The organism is Streptomyces sp. NBC_00525, assembly GCF_036346595.1.
Classification (GTDB): domain Bacteria; phylum Actinomycetota; class Actinomycetes; order Streptomycetales; family Streptomycetaceae; genus Streptomyces.
On the sequence record NZ_CP107834.1, the window covers coordinates 5,442,677 to 5,465,572 of the forward strand.

The following is a 22,896-nucleotide window of genomic DNA, read 5'->3' on the forward strand; positions in this document are numbered from 1 at the left end:
AATAGGATGCGCACATGTCCCACAACATCTGCGCCCTCATCGTGGCCGGAGGGGTCGACGTCGATCAGGCCCGCACAGTGGGGCTGCGCGCCGCCTTCGTACGCGAGGGCGTGAGCGTGTTCCCGATTGATCACTTTTTCTCCGCATACTGGGCCGCGGTACGCGGTAACAGCGCCAGGCTTGATCTTCCTGACGGCCTGAGCGATACGTTCCCGACAGAGGCGGTGTTGCGTGACCTCGTCTGCGAGGTGACCGGCACGGGCAGGCCGCAGTTCGCGATCATCCAGACAGATTATTTCGGGGGCCTCGGTGGCCAGTGGGCCGCAGCGTTCCGCGGCGAAGAGCGGTTGACGCCTGCTGGGGCATCGATCAACCAGGCGCTTGCGGCACTCGGTGTCAGGGCGACAGATTCCCTGGATGAGTTCGACGTGATCGGCCTCGGCGAGTTCCGCCGCAACCCTGATTTCCTTGAAAACTACGTCGACCTGTGTGACGAACTGGGCGTGTAGGTCCACATCTGACAATTGGATGCCGCCGGTCGCTGACGCGCTGTCGGACGAAGTAGGGAAAGGAACCCTGGGATCGGCGGACACCGGGCACCGCCGTGAAGCCCCGTAGGTGCGGGTGGAGGGCCTGCGGGAGGAGAGCGGGTTCGTACGGCGACTGAGCCCCGAGCCCTCGGGCCGGGAAGCTAGCGTCCCAGGAGCTCGTTCAACCGAGGCCACGTGGAGGCTGCGGCGAAACCCGAACGGACTCCGCCCACGCACAGCGGGAGCAACTGCTCCGCGCTCTTCGCCAGCAGTTGGTCGGGAAGGATCCGGCACAGCACTCCGGAGGGGAAGGTGGAGAGCCCGAGGCTGCTCAAGGGGTGCTCCAGGGCGGTCTCCAGGGCGCCAGGGCTGGAATCGCCCAGAGCTGAGGGCAACTGCGCTCCCACGGCGAACATGGCCAACCACAGCTGAAACAGGAAGGGATGGCCGAAACCGCTGTCGGAAGGACCGGCCGACGGACTGCGCCGCAGGTCGGAAAGGAACAGGTCGGTAATTTCCGGTCCGGTCATCCCCGCCTGCCCCAAGACGTTGTGGGCAGGCGGCGGTACGGCTTCGGACGAAGTCGTGGAGCAAGGGTAGATCACCGTCTGGCCGGAGAGACCGTCGAGGTGGGGCACGGTGCTGGCCGACGCGACCGAACCATTCATCGGACGGGTGGCGTCGGCGCCTGCCGAGAACAAGGCTGAGCGGCGTGTGCCCATCATGATGTGATGGCCCAACAGGCTGTCTTCAGAGTCGTGTTCCACCAGATTGGGCACTGACACGTAGGCATCCGCGCCCCGTGCCATGAGAAAGGTCGTCAGCGCCTTTCCATCGGTGACGGTGAGATCGAGGGTCTCCGCATAGCGGGCGAAGTCCCGCGCCTCCGAGGCCGGCAGGACGAGAGCGACCGGAGGTACGAAGCGGTCGACGACCGGAGCCCAGGACTCACCGGTGAGTGCGGCCAGCCGTACGACCTGCGCCGTGCGGGAGCCCCAACTGGTAAAGAGCACGAGGGGGCTGGTCGGCTTGGAGGCGATCGCCTGTGTCACGGCAGCGGTGAACCCGTCGCACAACTCGACGTCGTCCTGGACCACCAGATGGTGAGTGGCCCCCTCCTCTACAGCTCCCCACGCCCGCCGTGCTGTGCGGATGGTGGCCGGTGGCCCTTCCGGGTCTGGGTCGAGGATCACGCGCAACCCCAGGTCCGGGTGCGCGTCGCGCAGTGCGTAGGCGGCCTTGCGCCGCCGTGGATGAGCCATGACGGCGGCAGAGAGGGCGATGTCCTGGTGTTGGAGCACGGTGGGCCTTTCTTCTTCGCGGAGGGGTGAACCCGGGGGGCCGTGATGCGGGCGATTGTCAGGTGTCGGGTCCGGGTCAAATCCAGCCGCAGCGTCCGGCTTTGAGGCCGGCGTCGAACCGGCCGTTCGCGCCGAGGCGCTGTATCAGGTCGCTGATCTTCCGCTGGACGGTTCTCCGGGAGACGCCGAGCTGTTGTGCGACGGACTCGTCGGTGATCCCCGAAGCGAGCAGCCGGAGCAGAACCCGTTCGTTGAAGGCCAGGTCGGCACCTCCGTCCGGTCGTCCCAGCTCGCCGAGTGCCGTCGCCGTGAGCCACATCTGCTCGAACGTGGTGACGAGAGGGCTGACGACGCTGGTATCCCTAACGATGGTCGCGTCACTGGATTCCGCGGTCGGGTTCCGCGGGAGTACTGCGACAATTCCGTCGATGAGAAGCATGGACGGCGGAAGATTGGGCGTGGCGCGCAGAGCCACGCCCCTTTCCGTCATGCCCCGGATGAGGCCGGACACGGGGTGCTGGGCCGCCGTACCCGGGAGCAGCGCACGCAACCTCGCTCGCCCAAGACCGACGACGTCCTCCAGCAGGACTGCGAAGCCCGGAGCGAGCTGGGAGGTGACGCCGCTCGGGAGCGAGATGTCCACCTCCGTTGTCCGATCCGTCACCAGCTCCCGGAGCCGGTCGCGGAGCGCGCCCGGCCCGGAGACGTGCTCGTTCTGACTTGGCAGTGATGCGGGCTCGCCCTGCTGCTGGGCTATTGCCAGCAAAGCGCTGCGGGCTCGCATGATCGCAATCTCCCGTTTTCTTCGCGCGAGTTCCTCTTCCTGGTGGGAGATCAGGATCTCGAGTCCGATTTCAGGATCCACGGGTCGGAGTCGTGCGGGCTCCTCCCGCGATACCCGCAGCAAGGTGAGATCTATCAGGGCGTCTAATGCGGGCCGCACGTCTGACTCCGTCAGATCAAGGTTCTTCGCAAGTTCCGACACGCCTAAGTGCGGTGCCTGGACCATCGCGTGATAGACCCGCTCGCACACAGGGGTGAGGCCCAAATTAGTCAGCATCTGACCACTCCATTGGTAAGAGTAAAGGCATTCACGGTATGTGGCGGATCCCCGTTGAATCGCGGCGACGTTCCACCAGACCTCTGTTTAGTGACCTGCACTCTGATAGTGGCGCATCTGTGATTTCCATGTCATGGCGGCGCAGAGGGAAAGAAGGAGGCCTATGGGGAGGGTGAGAAAAGCCACCCAGAGCGGTACGTTCAGCTCCCCCTCCTTCCCCAGGACGACCACCGCGGGAAAGTAAGCCACGAAAGATATGGGAATGGCTATGAGGAAGGACTGGACGAAACCGGAGAAGATCGTTAAGGGGTAGTTTCCGGTAAGGTTGAAAATCGTGTCGACAAAAATTCTGAACGACATGGTGTTGAGGGTCCGGAACACGAGCGATGCGACGGCCACCTGTATGGATGCCTCGATCAGGGCGCCGCCTGCGACGCCTGCCATCAGAAAGGCGGCAGTGCCCGGACTGAAGTCGATGTCGACCTGCGGAAATGCGTATCCGAGGATGATCGAGGCAACCAGCAGGTCTCCTGCTGCACTCATCTGGAATTTGCTCGTCAGGAACTGGAGGAAGGGACTCATCGGCCGCAGAAGATAGCGATCGAACTCCGCCTCCCGGACCATGGAGTCAAGTGTCCACAAATGGCTGAGCGGCAGGATGGAGAGTGAGTGAGCGAGGAGCCGCAACCCATAGAGAAAGCAGATCTCCTCGAACACCCATCCGCCGATCACGCCGGAGTTGTACATGACGATGGCGACGAAGGAGAAGGCGCTGGCCTGGTAGATGATGCCCAGCAGCGTCATCGAAATAAAATTGGCCTTGTACTGCATCTGCGCGCGGATGGCGGCACGTTCGAGTATCCAGGCCGTTCGTGCCGTACGCATGAAGCGGCTTCGGCTAACCACCTTGGACCACCACCCTCCGCCGAGCCCTGCGCCAGACGGCGATGGCGGCCAGCGTCAGTGCTGCCAGCCAGAGCAGTTGGTGGGCGACTGCCCACAGGGCGTCCGCTCCGCTGACCTCACCGAGGTACACGGTGATCGGCACATATGTCGTCGCCTGGAACGGGAGCAGATCGGCTATCTCGGCAAGCCAGCCGGGGAAGAGGGAGAGCGGTGCGAACGTGCCGGCGAAGAACTGGCTGATGATGCGGTAGAGGAGAGTGAGCCCGTCGATCTGCAGCGTCCAGAAGGCGCTCAGACCCACGAGGACACAGAGAAGGATATGGATCCCCAGCCCCAGCGTCAGACTGACGACGTACAACAGACCCGACACGACCGTGTGCGGCAGGCTCAGGGAACCGACGAGCAGGGCGATCGGAAGCGCCGGGACGATGAAGAGCAGTGCTCCCGCGATGAGCCCGAGCTGGTGAGCTGCTATCTGAGAGAGGTAGCCGGAGGGCCGGAGTATCTCGAAGATGTGGGCGCCCCGGTTGACCTGCCGTTGTACGTAGGGCAAAACGGAACCGGACAGCAGCCAGGCATGGAGGCCGGCCAGCGTCACGTAGATCAGGAGCGGTTCCAGCGGCTGCTCGAACGTTCCCGACCGGTGCGCGGCGGTCCAGACGGCGTTGACCAGGAAGATCTGTATGAGCGCGCCCGCGCCCAGCATGATCGAGTTCGCACGGAAGACCAGCGCTTCTCTGACCCTGCAGGCGATGATGGGCCGGTAGGCACCGCGGGAGATCATCGGGCCGCCGCCCTCCTCGCGGGGTACACCTGTTTGATCACTTCCTCTAGGCTGGTCTCCTCGATGGACAGATCGACGATGTGTCCGAGCGTTCCGATCTCCGACAGTGCGGTCGGCACGGCCGACGCGGCGGCCGGGAGCCTCAGAGACACTTCCCCCGGCCCGGCGGAGACGACCGTCCCCGAGGCGAGGCTCTGACCTACTGTCAACTCAGCGGATCCTCCAGCTTCGTAGCGCACTTTGAGGACGCGCTCGGAGGCATAGCCGGCCTTGAGCTCCTTGACGGGGCCGTCGAAGGCGACGGTGCCGCGGTCGATGAGGATCACTCGGTCGCAGAGACGCTCGATGTCGGCGAGGTCGTGCGTGGTCAGAACGATGGTGGCGCGGCGTTCCTGGCTGACCTGCTCGATGAACCCGCAGACGCGGTCCTTGGCGTGCACGTCGAGACCGATGGTGGGTTCGTCCAGGTAGAGGACGGAGGGTTGGTGGAGGAAGGCGGCGGCAAGATCGCCCCGCATGCGCTGGCCTAGGCTGAGCTGGCGGACAGGGGTGGGCAGGATTTCGTCGAGTCCCAGTACCTGGTCGAGGTAGGCCAGTTGGCTGCGGTAGGCCTTCGGGTCGACGTCATAGAGCGCCGCCAGGAGCTTCATCGACTCCACGAGGGGCAGATCCCACCACAGTTGACTGCGTTGTCCGAAGACCGCTCCGATCCGCTGGGCGTTCTCGCGCCGGTTGCGGGAAGGAGCGGAGCCGGCGACGTGGACGCTGCCGGAGGTCGGCTCGAGAACTCCCGTCAGGAGTTTGATGGTTGTGCTCTTGCCCGCGCCGTTAGGCCCGATGTAGCCCACGACCTCACCGGCGTCGACGCTGAAACTGATGCCGTCGACGGCGCGCACCACATCGTATTCTCGTGACACGAGCGTTCTAAAGGCGGAAAATCTGCCATTCTTTTGGCGTGGCCGCTGAAACTCTTTCACGAGATCCTGGACCTCGATGAGTGGCACGTGAGCTCCTCGTCTCTCCTGGCGCGATCGGGAATCCGAAGGCACTACCCACGTACCGTGGGTCACGGCCCTACGGATTTTTACTCCATGGGGCTTCGTGAAGTGATGTTCGGTGACTGGTGCAGCGGCTAGCCGAGATGGTAGCTGCGGGTTTCCGGTCGCCGCAACCCGGATTCGCTCCTGATATCGCAGTCTTCTTTAAGAAAGACGACTGCGTTAAATGGCCATGCTGTTATGTCCGGCAATTGACAGGAGGGGTTCCGCTTCGGGGGAGTCGGTGAAGCATTCAGTGGGGCGGTGCATCTCGCGGGTCCATGATGTCCAGAATTTGCATGCTTCGCGATTCCCAGTCGGACAAACAGGGCGCGGTGGCGTATGCGCGCGCACACAACCGCTGTGCTGCCCTCAGCGCCTCGTCCGGTGTCTTCGTGCTGTGCAGGAGAACCAGATCGAGATAACCGGGCCCCAGCTGGACTCTGATGTGCTCGAGCCGGTCCTCCGCGCGGGCGATGGCCCACAGGATGTCGCAGACCGTCCCGGCCGGCAGGCTCGTCCGAGGCCCTCTGCCAACGTGCATGTGCCGGGACCAGGCGGCATACATGTAAGAACCTCGCAGGCATCGGCGGCTTCTTCGGACGTGTGCGTTCACTGCTGGTCAGCGTCGTTGTCTCCTCGGGTGCCCGAGGGGGGAAAGCGCGGCCGGGGAAGGGGCGCGGCCGGCCGGCTCCCTGACCCGCTGTCTCGGCCAGGTGATTCTCTGGAGGTTAGCCACCGCTTCCCGAGGTGAGAAGGGTTGGCTCTGTCGCAGTTGAGTCATGTCGCAATCTCGCCATTCGGTGAATGTATTTCCTGGTTGACATCGACTTTCCGTCGGGTAGTGTTCAGGGGCCCAAGTGGGCAGGGGGTGGGAAAATCGATCCCCTGGTACCGCAAGGCGAGATGCTCCTTGTGTGTACGTGAATCACCGGAGCGCGCGGGGGGAGCAGCTGTGACGGCTGCTGTTCCTCCGGGGATCTCGAAGCAGTGGAAAGGGCCTGCGAAATGGATGAGACGCGGGATGTTTTCGACGTCGTCGTCAATCTGGAAGGGCAGTATTCCATCTGGCTTGCCGGCAGGCCGATTCCCGAGGGTTGGAGTGCGGTGGGGTTCTCCGGCGCCAAGGTGGACTGTCTGAGCCGGATAGAAGAGCTGTGGACCGATATGCGCCCACGCAGTCTTCGCTGAGGACTGTCCTCCTCGTGAGGGAAACAGTTCAACAAGGCCGATCAATTATCCGAGCGGCCTGGCGGACTGTCCGTCGGCGCGGGAGTCGCTGATACCCGGCCCGGAGCCCGACCGTGCGGGCCACGTAGTCACCCAGAGAGGTATTCGAAGCCGTCGTGATACCGCAGAGAAGCGTGAACGAGCTACTGTACGAGCGTGCCGAGGACGACGCGTCGGGGGTCACCTACACCTTCCTGGACGCGTTCTCCGGACGGCGCGCCTCACGCACCCAGTCACTGACCAATGGTGAACTCCTGCTGCGAACACGTGCTTTGGCGGCTCGGATCCAATCGGTGGCGCTGCGCGGCGACCGCGTCCTGGTGCTGAACCAACCCGGCCTCGACTACGTCGTCGGTGTCTACGCCTGCATGCTCGCGGGAGTGGTCGCCGTCCCTGCCTACCCGCCGGAGAAGACCCGGCTGAGCCGGGGCATGGAGCGGGTGCGCGCGATCGTGGAGGACGCACAGCCCCGTTGCGTCCTGGTGGACGGCGAGACGGCGGAGGCCACGCAGGGTGTGGTGACGGGACACCTGGAGTGGATCAATTCCGCCGAGTGGGACGCTGCGGACGCGGCCCGCCATTCGCTGCCCGACGTGTCCTCGGACGACATTGCCGTGCTGCAGTACACGTCCGGCTCGACCGGCCGTCCGAAGGGCGTCATGCTCTCGCACGGCAATCTGCTGTACAACCTGCGCGCGGGGCGTGACGCGTACGGCATCGCCGACAGGATGGACGGAGTCTTCTGGCTGCCGCCCTACCACGACATGGGGCTCATCGGCGGCCTCCTCATGGCTCTCTACTGCGGTGGGCACAGCCGGCTGCTCGCCCCCCTGTCCTTCCTCCGCGACCCGTTGCGGTGGGTCCAGGCCATGTCCGACTGTGGCTCCTATGTGAGCGCGGCTCCGGACTTCGCCTATGACCTGTGTGCCCGGGCCGCGGCGGCCGCTCCGGAGGAGGTCGCCGAGCTGGACCTGTCGAACTGGCATGTCGCCATATCGGGAGCCGAACCGGTGCGCGCGGACACTCTGCGCAGGTTCGCCGAGGCCTTCGCGCCGGCGGGGTTCCGGCAGTCCGCGTTCAGGCCCTCGTTCGGTCTCGCCGAGAACACGCTTCTGGTGACCGCGCCGACGGAGGGCCTGTCCATCGTGTCCTTGGACGCGGCGGAACTCGAACAGAACCGGGTGCTCGAAGCAGCCTCGGGAGCCGTCACCCGTGACGTCGTCGGGTGCGGCACGAGCGCCGACCCCGCACAGCGGGTGGAGATCGTCGACCCGCGGACCCGGGCGCGATGCCCCCGGGGGGTCGTGGGCGAGATCTGGGTGAACGGTCCGAGTGCCGCTCGTGGGTACTGGGGTGACGCGGCGGAGTCGACAGCGACGTTCGGCGCCATGACCGACGACGGGGAGGGGCCGTTCCTGCGCACCGGCGACCTCGGGTTCACCAGGGACGCCGAACTCTTCGTGACCGGCCGGCTGAAGGACCTCATCATCATCCGAGGCCGCAACCACTACCCGCAGGACCTCGAGAGGACGGTCGAGGAGGCGCATCCCTCTCCGAGGAGCGGTCGCTGTGTGGCCTTCTCCGTCGACGAGGGCGCCGAAGAACAGCTCGTGCTGGCCGTCGAAGCGGCTGCCAGGAGTTCCGAGGCGGATCGCCGGAGCATGGCTGAGGCGATCCGCACCCGGATCGGCGAACAACACGACGTGTCGGTGCGCGAGATCGTGTTCGTGCCGCGCGGAGGTATCCGACGCACCTCCAGCGGCAAGCTGCGGCGGTCGGCGGTACGCACCTCCTACCTGGCGGGCGAGTACCCGCCCGAGAAGCGGTTCCCCAGGCCGTACACGCCGCCCAGGGACGCGGTCGAGCGGGCGGTCGCCGGCGCGTGGGAAAGGGTCCTCGGCATCGGAGCGGTGGGAGTTCACGACCGCTTCTTCGAGCTGGGCGGGGACTCGCTCAAGGCCGTTCAGATGCTGGGGAGCCTGTGGGCCTCCGACGGATACGAACTGACGCTGGAGGAGGTGGCCGAGGCGCACACGGTCGAAACCGTCGCTGAGGTGATCCGGCGGCGTGGGACAACCGTCCGCCCGGCCGCCGAAGAGGTCCGGATCGACCTCGGCTGATGAGCCGGGGCAGGCTCGACACCATGGAGTGCTGACCGCGATGCTAGTACGAGGAGACATACGCCTCTCCGGAGCCGTCATGGCCCATCCCGCCCGGAGGGGCCGGGCACAGGACCTTGTGGAACGTCATCCGGAACTGGGTCTGCGCATCGCGTTCGACCCCCGCCCCTCGGCACCGGCAACGGCACTGCGCGCCGCCCGCGAGGCCTGGGCGAGCTGCGCCGACGATGCGACCCACCACCTGGTCCTCCAGGACGACGCGGTGCTGAGGGACGACTTCCCGGACGCCCTGCCGGATCTGATCCGGGCGAGGTCGGCTGACGCCCTCTGCCTTTTCGCCGAGTGGGGAGGGCTTGCCGCGAACGCGGTACGTCTGGCGGCTCTGCTCGGACACGCCTGGGCCGAGGTCGTGGGGGAGTACGTGCCCTCGGTCGGCCTGATCCTGCCGGCCCCGGTTGCCAGGGGGTTCGGCGCGTACCTGGACGCGGCGGGTACGGCCGGGCCGGAAAGCGCCGACGACGTGGCCCTGATGGGCTACCTCCGCAGCAGCGGAGTGTCCGCCTACGCGCCTGTCGGCGGGCCGGTGGAGCACGGCGACGCACCGAGCCTGGTGGGCAACGAGCGCCAAGGGCGCCGTCAGGCTGTGTGCGATGTACCGGTGGACTCGTCCCGGAAGAGCACGCTGACGGAAACCGGCGCCCTGTCCCATCTGTGGTGGCTCCAGGGCACCGCCTTTCTGTACTTCGCGGATGCGCAGGCGCCCGGGGGGTGGCGGCGCGAGCCCGCCGACCAGGTTCTCGCCGCGGGCGGGTTGCCCGAGGGCGAAGTGATGGCGGCCCTGAGGGAACGGCTCGACGCGTCGGCCGACCCCAGGGCGCTGCGAGACATCGTCAGCGACGTACTCCTGCGCGAGGTGTGGCTCTCTTCCGTGCTGCTCGGCTGTCTGGCCGGGGAGCACAACAGGAGCGCCCCCGCCCCGGTCCCGGTCGACGTCGCTCTGCGCGACGCGTCGGTGCGGCGGGCGCTGGCCACCCTCGCCCCCGGTGGGCTGCGCCGTTTCGTCCCGGACCACCGGCTGGACGACCTGGCCGCGCTGGCTGAGCCCGTCGTCCGCGCGGGGGTGGAGTACGGCTGGGGGCGGGAGGCCGGGGTCCTGGAGTTCGCCACCAGGGCAGCCGCCCCTGAGCGGTGAGCGTGGAGGGGCGTCGTGACGGAGTGCGGAACCGCGGTTCCGGCTGACGAAGATCGCGCCGTGAAGCAGGGGGAGGCCGACGGAACCCATCGGACACGACGCGACCAGCAGGACGGGAGAGAAGGACATGAAGAGGCCTGACGCCATCTCCGAGCTGATCGGTTCACTCGCCGCGAAGGGCGTACGGGTGTTCCTCGAGGACGGACGCCTGCAGTGCGGGGGGCCGCGTGACGCGTTGACGTCCGATGTCCTCGACGCGGTGCGCGCGAACAGGGACGAGATCCAAGCCTTCCTGGAACACCGGAGGGACGAGCCGACCGGTCCGTACCCGCTCTCCGTCGGCCAGCAGAGCCTGCTCCTGCACCAGCGCCTGACGCCGGACAGCGCCGCCTACAACCTAGCCTTCGCCGCCCGCGCCCGGACCGCGGTCGACGCGGAGGAACTCGACGCGGCGTTCCGGGAGGTGCTGGGCCGTCATGAGGCCCTGCGTACCGTGTTCACCTGGGCGGACGGCGAGCCGACCCAGAGCCTCCGCGGTGTACCGTCGCGGTTCCTCACGGAGGAGGCCGCGTCGAAGGAGCAGGTCGAGAGCGCCGTGGAGGCGTTCATGGACGCCCCCTTCGATCTCGAACGCGAGCTGCCCATCAGGGCGTTGCTGCTGCGCACCGGACCCGGGGACGAACGGCCTGTTTTGGTCGTCGTCGTCCATCACATCGTGGCGGATCTCTGGTCGATCGATGTCATCGTCGACGAGTGGCTGGCCGTCTACCGCGCTCGCACCACGGGAGGCGAGCCGACGCTGGAGCCCGTCGCGTCGCGGTTCGTGGAACACGTGCACCGTGAGCGGGCGTGGCTCGCCGGGCCGGAAGCGGAGCGGAACCTCGCGTTCTGGCGAGAGCGGCTCGGGGACAGCCCTCCGGTGACGGATCTGCCGTTCGACCGGCCGCGCCCGCCCGCTCAGACCTTCCGCGGCGGCCGTCTCTCGGTGGAGGTGGACTCCACGCTCTCGGAGAGGCTCACCCGGATCGCGCGTGATGCCGACGCGACGCCGAACATGCTCTTCCTGTCCGCGTTCCAGGTGCTGTTGCAGAAGTACAGCGGCTCGGACGATGTGGCCGTGGGCACCCCGGCAGCCGGGCGCCAGGCGCCGGGCTCCCAGGACCTGGTGGGGTTCTTCACCGACCCCGTCGTCGTACGGAGCGACCTGCGCGGCGACCCGGAGTTCACCGGGGTCCTCGGCAGAACACGCTCGACGCTTCTGCGCGCCCTTGACCATCCCTATCCGTTCCCCCTGCTCGTCGAGAGGCTCAGCCCTCCGCGCGACCCGAGCCGTCCGCCGTTCTTCCAGGTGATGTACGTCTGGCAGCAGGCGCGGACTTCGGGACAGGAAGTTCCGCTGGACGTGCTGCCCTCGTCGGGGCAGCGCGGCGCGCCGTTCGACCTCGTGCTCTCGGTGCACCAGGTGGACGGAGACTACGTCTGCACATGGACGTACAACATCGACCTGTTCGAGGCGGCCACCGTCGAACGCCTCGCACAGGGCTTTGTCGCGATGCTGGGCGAGATCGCCGTACGTCCCGACGCCCGGGTCTCCTCACTCCCCTCGATGTCCACGGCGGAGCGGCGGGCGTTGCTCCGTGAGGCACGTGGTCCGCGGCTCCCCGTCAACGGCCGGACATGGCTCGAACAGTTCGACGCGCAGGTGCTGCGGACTCCGCATGCCACGGCGCTGGTCTCTGACGACGAGTCGCTCACCTACCGAGAACTCGCCGACCGGGTCGGCAAGCTGGCCGCCGCGATGCGTGAGCGAGGCGTACAGGAGGAAGTGCGCGTCGGCGTGAGCATGGAGCGCTCGGCGGCACTGGTGGTGGTCATGCTCGCGATCGCGCGGGCCGGTGGCGCCTACGTTCCGTTGGACCCGTCCTACCCGCCGGATCGCCTCGCGTACATGGCGCAGGACGCGCTGGTGGACTTCTGCGTGGCCGACGAGCAGGGAGTCCGCGCCCTCGGGACGTACGAGGACGACATCCTGACCCTCCGCGCCCTCGTCGAAGAGGCGGAGAGGCTTGCACCCGCCCCGCCCTGCGAAGGCTCCGCCGAGGCGCTCGCCTACGTCATCTACACATCGGGCTCGACCGGTCGCCCCAAGGGCGTGATGGTGAGCCGGCGCAATGTCATCAACCTGTTCGCAGGCCTCGACCACGCGGTGGGGAGCGGACCTCACCCCGCGCGGGACCGCCCCGCCGCGGAGCAGCCCGTATGGCTGGCAGTGACGAGCGTGTCCTTCGACATCTCCGTACTCGAACTCTTCTGGACCCTGTGCCGTGGCTACAAGGTCGTCATCGAGCCCGCCCTGTGGGCCTCCCCGGCCGACGCGACGGCCGCCCCGGAGACCAGGGCGCCGACGCGCCCCGTCGACTTCAGCCTCTTCTACTTCGCCGCCGACTCCGGGGAGAACAAGGGGAAGGACCTCTACCGCCTGCTCCTGGACGGAGCCCGTTTCGCCGACACGAACGGATTCCGGGCCGTCTGGGTCCCCGAGCGGCACTTTCACGCCTTCGGCGGCGCCTATCCGAATCCGTCCGTCCTCGCGGGCGCCGTCGCGGCGTCGACGGACAGGGTCGAGATCCGTGCCGGAAGCGTCGTCCTCCCCCTGCAGGATCCGCTGCGGGTCGCGGAGGAGTGGGCCGTGGTGGACAACCTGTCGGACGGACGCGTCGGTCTGTCGTTCGCCTCCGGGTGGCAGCCCGACGACTTCGTGCTCGCTCCGGACGGTTACACCACGCGCAAGGAGTCCCTGTGGGATGACATCGACGTCGTCCGGCGGCTCTGGGCAGGGGAATCCGTCTCGCGGCGCAACGGGGTCGGCTCCGACATCGACGTGAGGACGCTCCCGCGTCCCGTCCAGGCGGAACTCCCGATGTGGGCGACCGCAGCCGGCAGCGACGAGACCTTCCGCAGGGCCGGCGCGACCGGCGTCAACCTCCTCACCCACCTGCTGGGCCAGAACGTCCAGGAGCTGGCCCGCAAGATCGGCATCTACCGCGCGGCGAGGGCGGGCGCCGGGCACGACGAAGGAACCGTGACCCTGATGCTGCACACCTTCGTCCACCCGGACGCGGAGGTGGTGCGCGAGGTCGTGCGCGAGCCGTTCAAGGCGTACCTGCGCAGCTCGATCGACCTGATGCAGGGACTGGCCAGGAGCCTGGGGCTGGACCCGGTACGCGACCGCGAAGTGATTGTCGATCACGCCTTCAAGCGGTACTCCAGTACCAGCGCGCTGTTCGGAACCCCGGAGTCCTGTGCCGACCTCGTCCGTGCCCTGGCCGGGGCCGGAGTGGACGAGATCGCCTGCCTCATCGACTTCGGCGTCCCCGACGACCTGGTCCTTGACGCGCTGGGGAACATCGCCGCCGTCAGGCAGGCGATGAAGGACGCCCAGGCCCGGCCCTGCCGGACGCCGACGGACGTGATCGCGCGGCACGGGGTCACGCACCTGCAGTGCACGCCGGCCTTCGCCCGTCTTCTGCTCCTCGACCGGGACGGCCATCCCTCGGCGGAGAGCAGTCTGCGCACCCTCCTCGTCGGCGGGGACGCATCTCCACCGGAACTCACCTCGCGGCTGCGCGACTCCGGTATCGGCGACGTCCTCAACATGTATGGGCCTACGGAGACGTGCGTCTGGTCGGCGGTGCAACGGCTCGAACCCGATCGGTACGACCGCGCGACGGTCGGCGGAGCCCTGGCCAACACCACGCTGTACGTCCTCGACGTGCGGCTTCGGCAGGTACCGATCGGAGTCCCCGGCGAGCTGTACATCGGTGGAGACGGTGTGGGACGCGGGTACTGGAACAGGCCCGCGCTGACCGCGGAGAAATTTCTCCCCGATCCGCTGACCGACCGGCCCGGAGGCCGGATGTACGCCACCGGGGACATCGTGCGACCGCTGGGTGGCGGCAGGTTCGAGTTCCTCGGCCGCGCCGACCACCAGGTGAAGGTGCGCGGTTTCCGTATCGAGTTCGGTGAGATCGAGACCGTACTCGGCGGGCACCCGGCGCTCGCGAACTGCACCGTCGTCGCCCGGCCGGACCGGAACGGCGACACCGGTCTCGTCGCGTTCGCCGTGCCGCGCGAGGGCATGGCCTACGACGAGGCGAGCGTCCGCGCCCATGCCCGCGTCCGGCTGCCCGACTACATGGTGCCGTCGCGCATCGTCCCGGTGGAGAGCCTGCCGCTCACACTCAACGGAAAGGTCGACCGCGGCGCGCTCGTCAGGATGGCGGACGGGGTCAAGGGCGGCGGGACCGCCACATACCTGGCGCCACGCAACCGGATCGAGCACGCCCTCCAGCAGATCTGGCAGGCACTCCTCGAACGCGACGGGGTGGGCGTCCACGAGAACTTCTTCGAGATCGGCGGCCATTCGCTGCTCGCCGCAAGGATGCACGCGCACATCACCACAGCGGGACTGGGGCGCGTCGAACTGGTCGACCTGTTCACCTTTCCGACCATCGCCGGGCTCGCGGCGCACATCAGCACGGGCGGTGAGAACGCCGACGAGAAGCTGAGCGTGGACGTCGAGAACCGGGCGAGCAAGCAGAAGGCCGCCTTCCGTCAGCGGCAGCGCAGGAGGCACAGTTCGTGAGCGATCAGCACGTGAACGACGACAGCCATCACATCGCGATCATCGGAATGGCCGGCCGTTTCCCCGGAGCCGGAGATCCCGACCAGTTCTGGCACAACATCGCGGAGGGAGTCGAATCGATCTCCCGGCTCTCGGAGGACGACCTCATGAGGGCCGGAGTCGACGCCGACGAGCTCCGCGACCCGAACTACGTGCGGGCAGCCAGCATCCTCGAGGGGATCGACCGGTTCGACGCCGAGTACTTCGGGCTCACCCCGATGGAGGCGTCCCTCCTCGATCCGCAACACCGGATGCTGCTCGAATGCACCCAGGAACTGTTCGACCACGCGGGATACGACCCAGGCCGCCTGAAGCAGCCGACGGGGGTCTACGTCGGTGTCGGGTTTCCCGCCTACCTCGTCGGCAACCTGCTCAGCCGTCCCGAGATCGTCCAGCAGGTCGGGATGCAGCGGATCTTCTTCGCCACCGACAAGGGCTTCGCTCCGACCCGCATCTCGCACAAGTTCGATCTGACGGGTCCCAGCATCGGGGTCGACACCGCGTGCTCGTCCTCGCTCGTCGCCGTTCACCAGGCGTGCAGGGCCCTGCTCGCCTACGACTGCGACCTGACCATCGCCGGTGGCGCCAGCGCCATCCTGCCCCATGGGGTGGGCTACACGTACCACGAAGGCGGGATCGTGTCGCCGGACGGCCACTGCCGTGCCTTCGACGCTCGCGCCGGGGGCACGATCTTCGGCAGCGGGGTCGGACTCGTCCTGCTCAAGCGGCTCGCGGACGCCCGTGCCGACGGGGACCACGTCCTCGCCGTGATCCGGGGTTCGGCGGTCAACAACGACGGCGCGTCGAAGGCCGGATTCACCGCCCCCAGCGCCACCGGCCAGGCCGCGGTCATCGCGGAGGCCCTGGCGTTCGCGGAGGTTCCCGCCGAGACGGTCGGCTACGTCGAGGCGCACGGGACGGGCACGGTCATCGGCGATCCCATCGAGATCGCCGGCCTGACCAGGGCGTACCGCGAGCAGACCGATCGGCGGCAGTTCTGCGCGATCGGCTCCGTCAAGACCAACGTCGGGCACCTCGACGTCGCCGCGGGCGTGAGCGGACTGATCAAGGCAGTCCAGTCGCTGCGCCACGCGGAGTTGCCGCCCAGCCTGCACTGGGAGCGGCCGAATCCCGCGATCGACTTCGGCGGCAGTCCCTTCTACGTGAACACGCGGCGCCGCCCATGGCCGTCCGCCGGTACTCCGCGCCGTGCGGGCGTGAGCTCCTTCGGCATCGGCGGTACGAACGCGCACGTCGTGCTGGAGGAGGCGCCTGCCCGTCAGACGTCAGGGGCGTCGCGGGCCGAGCAGCTGATCGTTCTCTCCGCACGCTCGCCCCGGGCGCTGGAGCGTTCGAGCGCCGATCTCGCGGCGGCACTGCGGCAGGCCGACGACGCGGCACTGCCCGACATCGCCTTCACCCTCAGCAGCGGCCGCCGTTCGCACGCACACCGGCGGGCGATCGTGTGCGGCAGTCGTACCGAGGCCATCGCCGCGCTGGAGAACCCCGATCCGGCTGCCGCTCCTTCGGAGGCACGAGACACGGATCCGCCCCGCGTCGCGTTCCTCTTCCCGGGGCAGGGAGCGCAGCAGCCGCACATGCTCGCCGGACTGTACGAGAACGAGGACGTGTTCCGCCGCGAGGTCGACCGTTGTGCTGCGCACGCCGTGGGGCGGCTCGGCGTCGATCTGCGCGAAGTGATCTATCCGTCCGCGGCGATGGGGGAACAGGGGCGTGCGCGGCTCGACGAGACGTGGCTGACCCAGCCGGCCCTCTTCACCGTGTCGCTGGCCATGGCCCGTGTGTGGCTGGCGTGGGGCGTGAAGCCGGATGTCATGCTCGGGCACAGCCTGGGCGAATACGTCGCCGCGACTCTGGCCGGGACCTTCCGGGTGGAAGACGCCCTGGACCTGGTCATCGACCGGGCGCGGGCGATGAACGACCTCCCGTCCGGCGCGATGCTCGCCGTCTCGCTCGACGAGGCGTCGCTCGAACCCCTGTTGGGCGACTGCTCTCTGGCCGCGGTCAACGACCCGCGGCAGTGCGTGGCCTCCGGGCCGCACGAGGCGATCGAGGCGCTTGAGCGGCGGTTGACCGCGATGCGGGTGGACCACCGTCGGCTGCGCACCTCGCACGCGTTCCACTCGTCGATGCTCGACGAGGTGGCCCGCGCCTTCGAAGCACGTGTCGCACGTGTCGAACGGAACGCTCCGAGCATCCCCGTCGTGTCGTGTCTCACCGGCCGGGTCCTCGATCCGGCCGAGATCCGCGAACCCGCCTACTGGGCGCGCCAGATGCGCGGCACGGTACGGTTCGCCGATGCGGTGCGGACCGTCTCCCAGGAGGGGAGGCACCTGTTCCTCGAGGTGGGACCAGGCCGGACGCTGACACCGATGGTGCGACGCACGGGTGTCGACCCGCAGCGGGCCCTCGCCTCCGGGCGCGCTGGCGCCGATGACCGCACGGACGGCGAAGCACTGCTCTCGGCGCTCGGTTCCCTGTACCTCGCGGGTGTCACCGTCGCATGGGACGGGTTCTGGGAGGGGCAGCGGCGTCATCGACTGCCGCTGCCGGGCTATCCGTTCGAACGGCGGCGGCATTGGATCGACCCGGACCCGGCGAGCTCCCCGGTCACCGGTAGGCCCGAAGCCGAACCGTCCCGTGCGGGAGAAGCCGTCTCCCGGACGGGCCTCTTCGCACCTGAATGGCGTGAGGCGCCGCTGGTCGCCGGAGAGGCTGCCGATGCCGTGCTCCGTGCGGCCGACACGTGGCTGTTGGTGGTGGACGACGAGGAGTTCGCACGGGCCCTGACGCACGGGATCGGGGACGCGCACCAGCGTGTGGTGCGCGTGCGCAGCGGAGCCGTCCTCGCCGAGACCGACGAGGGCTTCGTGGCCGATCCCTCGCGCCCCGAGGACATCGACGGCCTGCTCGACGCGCTGGAGGGCGCCGGTCGCCTGCCCGGTTCGGTCGTTCTCGCCTGCGGCGACGGGGGAGCCGAGGACCTGGACGCGGTCCGGCGTCACGGCCTGGGCACGGCGGCGGCATGGGTGCAGGCCTTGTCCGCACGTGTGACCGGAAGCCCCCTGCGACTCGCTGTGGTCGCCGAGCGCGGGCCCGCCGCCATGGACGGTGATGAACCGTCGGTCGCGGACGGCACGTTGAGCGGTTTCTGCCGCGCGGCTTCGGATCGTCACCCTGAGCTGGTGATCGCGTACCTGGACATCGACGAGAACCCTTCGGCGTACGCCGACAGGATCGTCGAGGAGTTCGCCGCCGGCCTGAGCGAGGGCGTGGTCGCGTACCTAGGCGGTGTGCGCCGCACAGAGGGGTACCGGCCCCTCGACGAGCCGTTCACCGATCGTGCGCGCGAAGGCGCGAGCCTCATCGTCACCGACGGGTTCGCCGGTGCGTCGGCGAGCCTGGCCCGGCATCTCGCGGCCGAACCCGGGGCGCGGCTCACCCTGGTCGGGCGGAACTCCGTCCCGGACCGTGACGAGTGGCCGCACTGGCTCGACGAATCCTCCGGCCGGGAGCGTGCTCTCGCGGAGGCCGAGGCCGGACTGGGCGGTAGGGTCGCGGCGCCGGTCCGCGACGACGCGGGCCACCTGGAGAAGACCGAGCGAGAGCTCGCAGCCGGGTCCGCCCAGAGACCCGACCGAGGGCTCGTCGAGCGCACGCTGAACCGGCTCTGCGGGGGTTTCGTCTATGACACCCTGGCCGCCGCGGGCGTGGACCTGACTGTGGGGCGGGTCCATCGGCGCGCTGAGATCGCCGACCGCATGCGCATCCTGCCGCAGTTCGAGAGGTTCCTCGACTTCTTCCTGGAGGTCCTCCACGAGGACGGGATCATCCGGCGTGACGCGGACCGCGTCGAGGTGCTGGCGAGCCGCGCGAGTGCCGACTTCCTGGACACCCGGACCGCCCTGGAGCGGCTGCCCGGCTTCGACGACACGATCCTGTTCCTGGAGCACTGCGTACGCCGCTACCCTGCGGCGCTGAGCGGCGACATCGACGCCGTCGGAGTCCTCTTCCCGGACGGGGACCCGAAGCGTCTGGAGGGCGCGTTCCGCGGGCTGCTCGACGCGAGCAACTACGCGGTCTACGCCTCGCTCCTGGGGCGGCTGCTGGCCCGGCTGGCCGACGACGCCCAAGGACGCCCGCTCAGAATTCTGGAAGTCGGCGGAGGAAACGGCCAGTTGACGCGGATCGTCGCCCCGCTGCTGCGCGACCGAGCAGTCCAGTACACCTTCACCGACCTGGGCAGTTCCTTCGTCCGGCGCGCCCGTCGGTCGGCCGCCGACCACGGCATGGCCGACATGCGCTTCCAGGTCTTCGACATCTCCAAGGACCCCGCGGCTCAGGGGATCGACCCCTACTCCTTCGACGTCGTCATCGGCTTCGACGTGGTCCACGCGACCCCGCGGATCGATGAGACGACACGCAACCTGCGAGGCCTTCTCGCGCCGAACGGGCTGCTGTGCCTCGTCGAAGCCGTCGTGTCCCTGAGATGGGTCGAGATGCTGTGGGGGCTTGCCGAAGGGTGGTGGCTCTTCGAGGACGAGGAGGTCAGGACCCGTTCGCCGCTGATATCGCTGGACATGTGGGACCGGGTGCTGGGGGAGCAGCCGTTCGCGGACGTCGTCTCGTTTCCGCGGCACGAGGCGGCGCGCGCGGCGACGGACTACGGCCTCGTGGTCGCCCAGCAGCCGGAGGTCATCGAGACTCCGGAGTTCACCGCCCACCGCGCCCGGCGCGCGGAAGAGATCCTGGAAGCCAACCGGACCCTCATCGAGACGGTCCACGACCTCGAACTGCTCGGCGCGCGGACCCTCGTGACTTCGGCGGACCTGACCCGCCCGGAACAGGTCGCCGAGGCCTTCCACGCCGCCCGCGAGCACTTCAGCGAGGTGGACGGCATCGTTCACGCCCCGGAGGCCGAGGCCGAGGACGCCGCGTCCGAGTGGGTACCGGGGGAGATCTGGACCCAGGTGTCCGCCCAGGCCCGTGCGGCGCTCGCCGTCGCCGGAGCCGCGGTCGACGTCGATGCCGGGTATGTCGCGTTCGTCTCCCCGCGTGCCACGGACGCCGATGGGCGGGTCTCCTTGAAGCCCGCGCTCATCGGCGGGTTCTTCGACTCCCTCGCCGCCCCCGGGCCGGAGCGGAGCCGGAACGGGTCGATCCACCGGACGGGCGACGGTGACGGTGCCGCGGTGGCCCGGGCCCTCGGCCGGACCGGAATCACTGTCGTGTCCCCTGAGAACCCCCGTATCGCGCTGGCCGCCGGCCAGGAGCGGCGCAGCGCGTTGCGCCAGGTCCACCACCGGGAGGGCGCGCCCAGCGGTGGAAGTGTCGAGGGCGAACTTCTCGCCATCTTCCGGCAGCTCTTCGGGACGGACGCGGTGGGCCCGCACGACGACTTCCACAACCTCGGCGGGGACTCGCTGCTGGCCTCCCAGGCGATAGCCCGCGTCCGTCGCCGGTTCTCCGTCGACCTGGCGGTCAAGGCGCTGTTCGACGCGCCGACCGTGGCCGGGCTCGCCGAGAAGGTACGCGAGGCGAGTCGCGACGGCGCGCACACGGATGTCCCGCTGCCGCACGTGCCCCGGGACGGCATCCTGCCGCTGTCCCTGGGCCAGCAGTCGCTCTGGCTCGCCGAGCAGTTCAACGGGCCGGGCGCCACGTACAACATCCCCGGCGCCGTGCGCCTGATCGGCAGGCTGGACATCGACTCGCTGCGGCGCGGCCTCGACGAGGTGATCGACCGGCACGAGGTGCTGCGTACGACCGTTCACGATGCGGACGGCGCTCCGGTGCAGCGGGTGCACGACGACTTCACGGTGCGGCTGCCGGTTCAGGACGTCCGCGAGGACCAGATCCACGACCTCGCCCAGGAGCACGCGCGCACTGTGTTCGACCTTGAGACCGGTCCGCTCATCCGGGTCGCGCTGCTACGGATCGACGCCGAGGATCATGTGCTCCTCGTGAACATCCATCACATCGTCTCCGACGGCTGGTCGCTCGGCGTACTCGTGCATGAGCTCGTGACGTTGTACTCCTCGTTCGCCCAGGGGAAGCCGTCCCCGTTGCCGCCGCTGGAGCATCAGTACGCCGACTTCGCTCAGTGGCAGCGCAGTTGGCTGGACGGCGAGGTCTTCGACCAACAGCTCGCGTACTGGAAGCGCAAACTCGCGGGCCTGCCCCCGCTGCTGGAACTGCCGACGGATCGGCTGCGGCCCGAGGTGCAGAACATCCGCAACGCCGTGCACCGGTTCCTCGTTCCCGCGGAGTTGACCGCCCGGATCGGCGAACTCGGCCGAGCCGAGGGGGCGACCTTGTACATGACGTTGCTCGCCTCGTTCAAAGTTCTCCTCTCGCGCTATGCCGGCACGACCGACATTGCCGTCGGAACGACGAACGCGAACCGCACACGCGCGGTGTTCGAGCAGATGATCGGTATGTTCGTGAACAATCTCGTGCTGCGAACGGATCTCGCGGGGAACCCGACCTTCCGAGAGCTTCTGGGGCGGGTGCGTTCCACGTCCGTCGACGCCTATGCGCACCAGGACCTGCCGTTCCTGACGCTTGTCGACGAGATGCGGCAGGGGCGTCATCCGGGTTACACGCCGCTGTTCCAGGTCCTCTTTCTTCTGCAGAAACTCAACATCACCCTTGAACTTCCCGGGCTGGCGGCGCACACGCTCGAAGTCGACGCACTGCACACGAAATTCGATCTGACGCTGTTCATGGAAGAGCAGGAACAGGGGATCACAGGAACCTTCATCTACAACGCGGAACTCTTCGACGCCTCCACCATCGACCGTATGGGGGCGCACCTCGTGCAACTCCTGACAAGTGCGGTGGACGAGCCGGAGGAGCGCATCGGGTCGCTGCGGATGGAGACGGACGACGAGATGAGGTTGCGGAACATGACCGAGGCGCAGTCAAAGACGTCGAAGCTTCAATCGCTGCGCGGCGCCAAGCGGCGCTCAGTGGAGATCACTCGGATCAGCCCGGTGAAAACGGGCTTTCTGCCGGGCTTGTCGGAAACCCCGCTCGTCCTGGAGCCCGCGGCCGAGGACGTCGATCTGCCCGGCTGGCTCCGCTCGAACCGGGAACTGGTCGACACGTACCTGCACCGCCACGGGGCGCTGCTGTTGCGGGGCTTCCACGGCGGCTCGGTGGCGGCGTTCGAGGAGGCCGCGGGCGCGATCTGCCCGACGCTCTTCCGGGAGTACGGCGATCTGCCACTGGAGGGAGAGTCCGACCAGATATACAAGTCGACCCCTTATCCGGAGGACCAGTCGATCCTCTTCCACAACGAGAGCTCGCATCTGCACACCTGGCCGATGCGCCAGTTCTTCTCGTGCGTCGTGGCGGCCCAGGAGGGGGGCGAGACGCCGCTCGTCGACTGCCGCAACGTGTATGCCAAGCTCCGCCCCGAACTGATCGAGCAGTTCGAGAAGAGGAAGCTCCGCTACGTCCGCAACTTCATCGAGTCGGTCGATGTGAGCTGGTCCCGATTCTACGGCACCGACGACCCGGCCGAAGTGGAGCGCAAATGCGCCGAAGCCGGCGTGCACTTCGCATGGGGCTCGGGCGGCACGCTGAAGACCTGGCGAGTGGCCGACGCGGTCCTGAAGCACCCCCGGAGCCAGGAGAAGGTCTTCTTCAACCAGCTGGCCCTGCACCACGCCTCCTGTCTCGACCCCGAGACGCGGCAGGCGCTCGTCGACCTCTACGGCGAAGCGGGAATGCCGCGGAACGTCTACTGGGGCGACGGCTCGGTGATCGACGACGACGTGGTGAACGAGGTCCGGGAAGTGATGGACCGCGAATCGCTCGCCTTCGCGTGGCAGGAAGGCGATGTGCTGGTCATCGACAACATGCTTGTCGCGCATTCGCGCCGCCCGTTCGTGGGTCCCCGCAAGATCGTCGTGGCACTGGGGGACATGAGCTCCCCGGAATCGATCGCCGGAAACAGCTGATACCGCCGACCTCTATCGGCTGACATCAATGGAGAGTCGCAAACGATGAACGACGCCGCGGATT

The 22,896-nt window shown here is 68.0% G+C and carries 11 protein-coding genes; 6 read left to right on the plus strand and 5 right to left on the minus strand.

Annotation, left to right across the window (positions count from 1 at the left end; translation table 11 throughout):
• Nucleotides 1-14 precede the first annotated feature (14 nt).
• Entirely contained in the window at nt 15-509 is a 495-nt protein-coding gene (locus tag OG710_RS24245) for a hypothetical protein (protein ID WP_330241185.1), read from the plus strand.
• A gap of 182 nt (nt 510-691) precedes the next feature.
• On the opposite strand, the gene OG710_RS24250 is transcribed toward OG710_RS24245, so the two are convergent.
• From OG710_RS24250 to OG710_RS24270, 5 genes are all read right to left on the minus strand, one after another.
• A complete protein-coding gene (locus tag OG710_RS24250) occupies nt 692-1,831 on the minus strand; it encodes a hypothetical protein (protein WP_330241186.1) in 1,140 nt (379 codons plus the stop codon).
• A 76-nt stretch (nt 1,832-1,907) separates the two neighbouring features.
• Entirely contained in the window at nt 1,908-2,891 is a 984-nt protein-coding gene (locus OG710_RS24255; protein WP_330241187.1) for a helix-turn-helix domain-containing protein, read from the minus strand.
• 87 nt (nt 2,892-2,978) lie between these two features.
• A complete protein-coding gene (locus OG710_RS24260) occupies nt 2,979-3,776 on the minus strand; it encodes an ABC transporter permease (protein WP_330241188.1) in 798 nt (265 codons plus the stop codon).
• Between the two features lie 13 nt (nt 3,777-3,789).
• Nucleotides 3,790-4,581, minus strand: coding sequence for an ABC transporter permease (locus OG710_RS24265; protein WP_330241189.1), 792 nt, complete (start codon nt 4,579-4,581; stop codon nt 3,790-3,792).
• Nucleotides 4,578-5,585 (minus strand): ABC transporter ATP-binding protein, encoded by a 1,008-nt coding sequence (locus tag OG710_RS24270; RefSeq protein ID WP_330241190.1) that lies wholly within the window; start codon nt 5,583-5,585, stop codon nt 4,578-4,580. Before OG710_RS24270 ends, OG710_RS24265 begins: the two co-directional genes overlap by 4 nt.
• Nucleotides 5,586-6,626: 1,041 nt before the next feature.
• Here OG710_RS24270 and OG710_RS24275 point away from each other — a divergent pair.
• The 5 genes from OG710_RS24275 to OG710_RS24295 all read left to right on the plus strand — a co-directional run bounded on the left by OG710_RS24275 (nt 6,627) and on the right by OG710_RS24295 (nt 22,832).
• Complete coding sequence (locus OG710_RS24275) at nt 6,627-6,809, plus strand: MbtH family protein (RefSeq protein WP_330241191.1); 183 nt, start codon at nt 6,627-6,629, stop codon at nt 6,807-6,809.
• A 173-nt stretch (nt 6,810-6,982) separates the two neighbouring features.
• Complete coding sequence (locus OG710_RS24280; RefSeq protein WP_330241192.1) at nt 6,983-8,968, plus strand: AMP-binding protein; 1,986 nt, start codon at nt 6,983-6,985, stop codon at nt 8,966-8,968.
• A gap of 118 nt (nt 8,969-9,086) precedes the next feature.
• Nucleotides 9,087-10,160, plus strand: a complete 1,074-nt coding sequence (locus OG710_RS24285) for a hypothetical protein (RefSeq protein WP_330241193.1) — start codon at nt 9,087-9,089, stop codon at nt 10,158-10,160.
• 127 nt (nt 10,161-10,287) lie between these two features.
• Nucleotides 10,288-14,805: a MupA/Atu3671 family FMN-dependent luciferase-like monooxygenase gene (locus OG710_RS24290; RefSeq protein WP_330241194.1), complete on the plus strand. Its 4,518-nt coding sequence runs from the start codon at nt 10,288-10,290 to the stop codon at nt 14,803-14,805.
• On the plus strand, nt 14,802-22,832 hold the full coding sequence (locus tag OG710_RS24295; protein WP_330241195.1) for a condensation domain-containing protein: 8,031 nt from the start codon (nt 14,802-14,804) through the stop codon (nt 22,830-22,832). The genes OG710_RS24290 and OG710_RS24295 overlap by 4 nt, the downstream gene beginning before the upstream one ends.
• Nucleotides 22,833-22,896 lie beyond the last annotated feature (64 nt).

Bases quoted from the DNA above. Each gene is read 5' to 3' on its own strand.
- OG710_RS24245 (WP_330241185.1), top strand. From the start codon at position 15: ATGTCCCACAACATCTGCGCCCTCATCGTGGCCGGAGGGGTCGACGTC.
- OG710_RS24255 (WP_330241187.1), bottom strand. From the start codon at position 2,891: ATGCTGACTAATTTGGGCCTCACCCCTGTGTGCGAGCGGGTCTATCAC.
- OG710_RS24260 (WP_330241188.1), bottom strand. From the start codon at position 3,776: ATGCGTACGGCACGAACGGCCTGGATACTCGAACGTGCCGCCATCCGC.
- OG710_RS24265 (WP_330241189.1), bottom strand. From the start codon at position 4,581: ATGATCTCCCGCGGTGCCTACCGGCCCATCATCGCCTGCAGGGTCAGA.
- OG710_RS24275 (WP_330241191.1), top strand. From the start codon at position 6,627: ATGGATGAGACGCGGGATGTTTTCGACGTCGTCGTCAATCTGGAAGGG.
- OG710_RS24290 (WP_330241194.1), top strand. From the start codon at position 10,288: ATGAAGAGGCCTGACGCCATCTCCGAGCTGATCGGTTCACTCGCCGCG.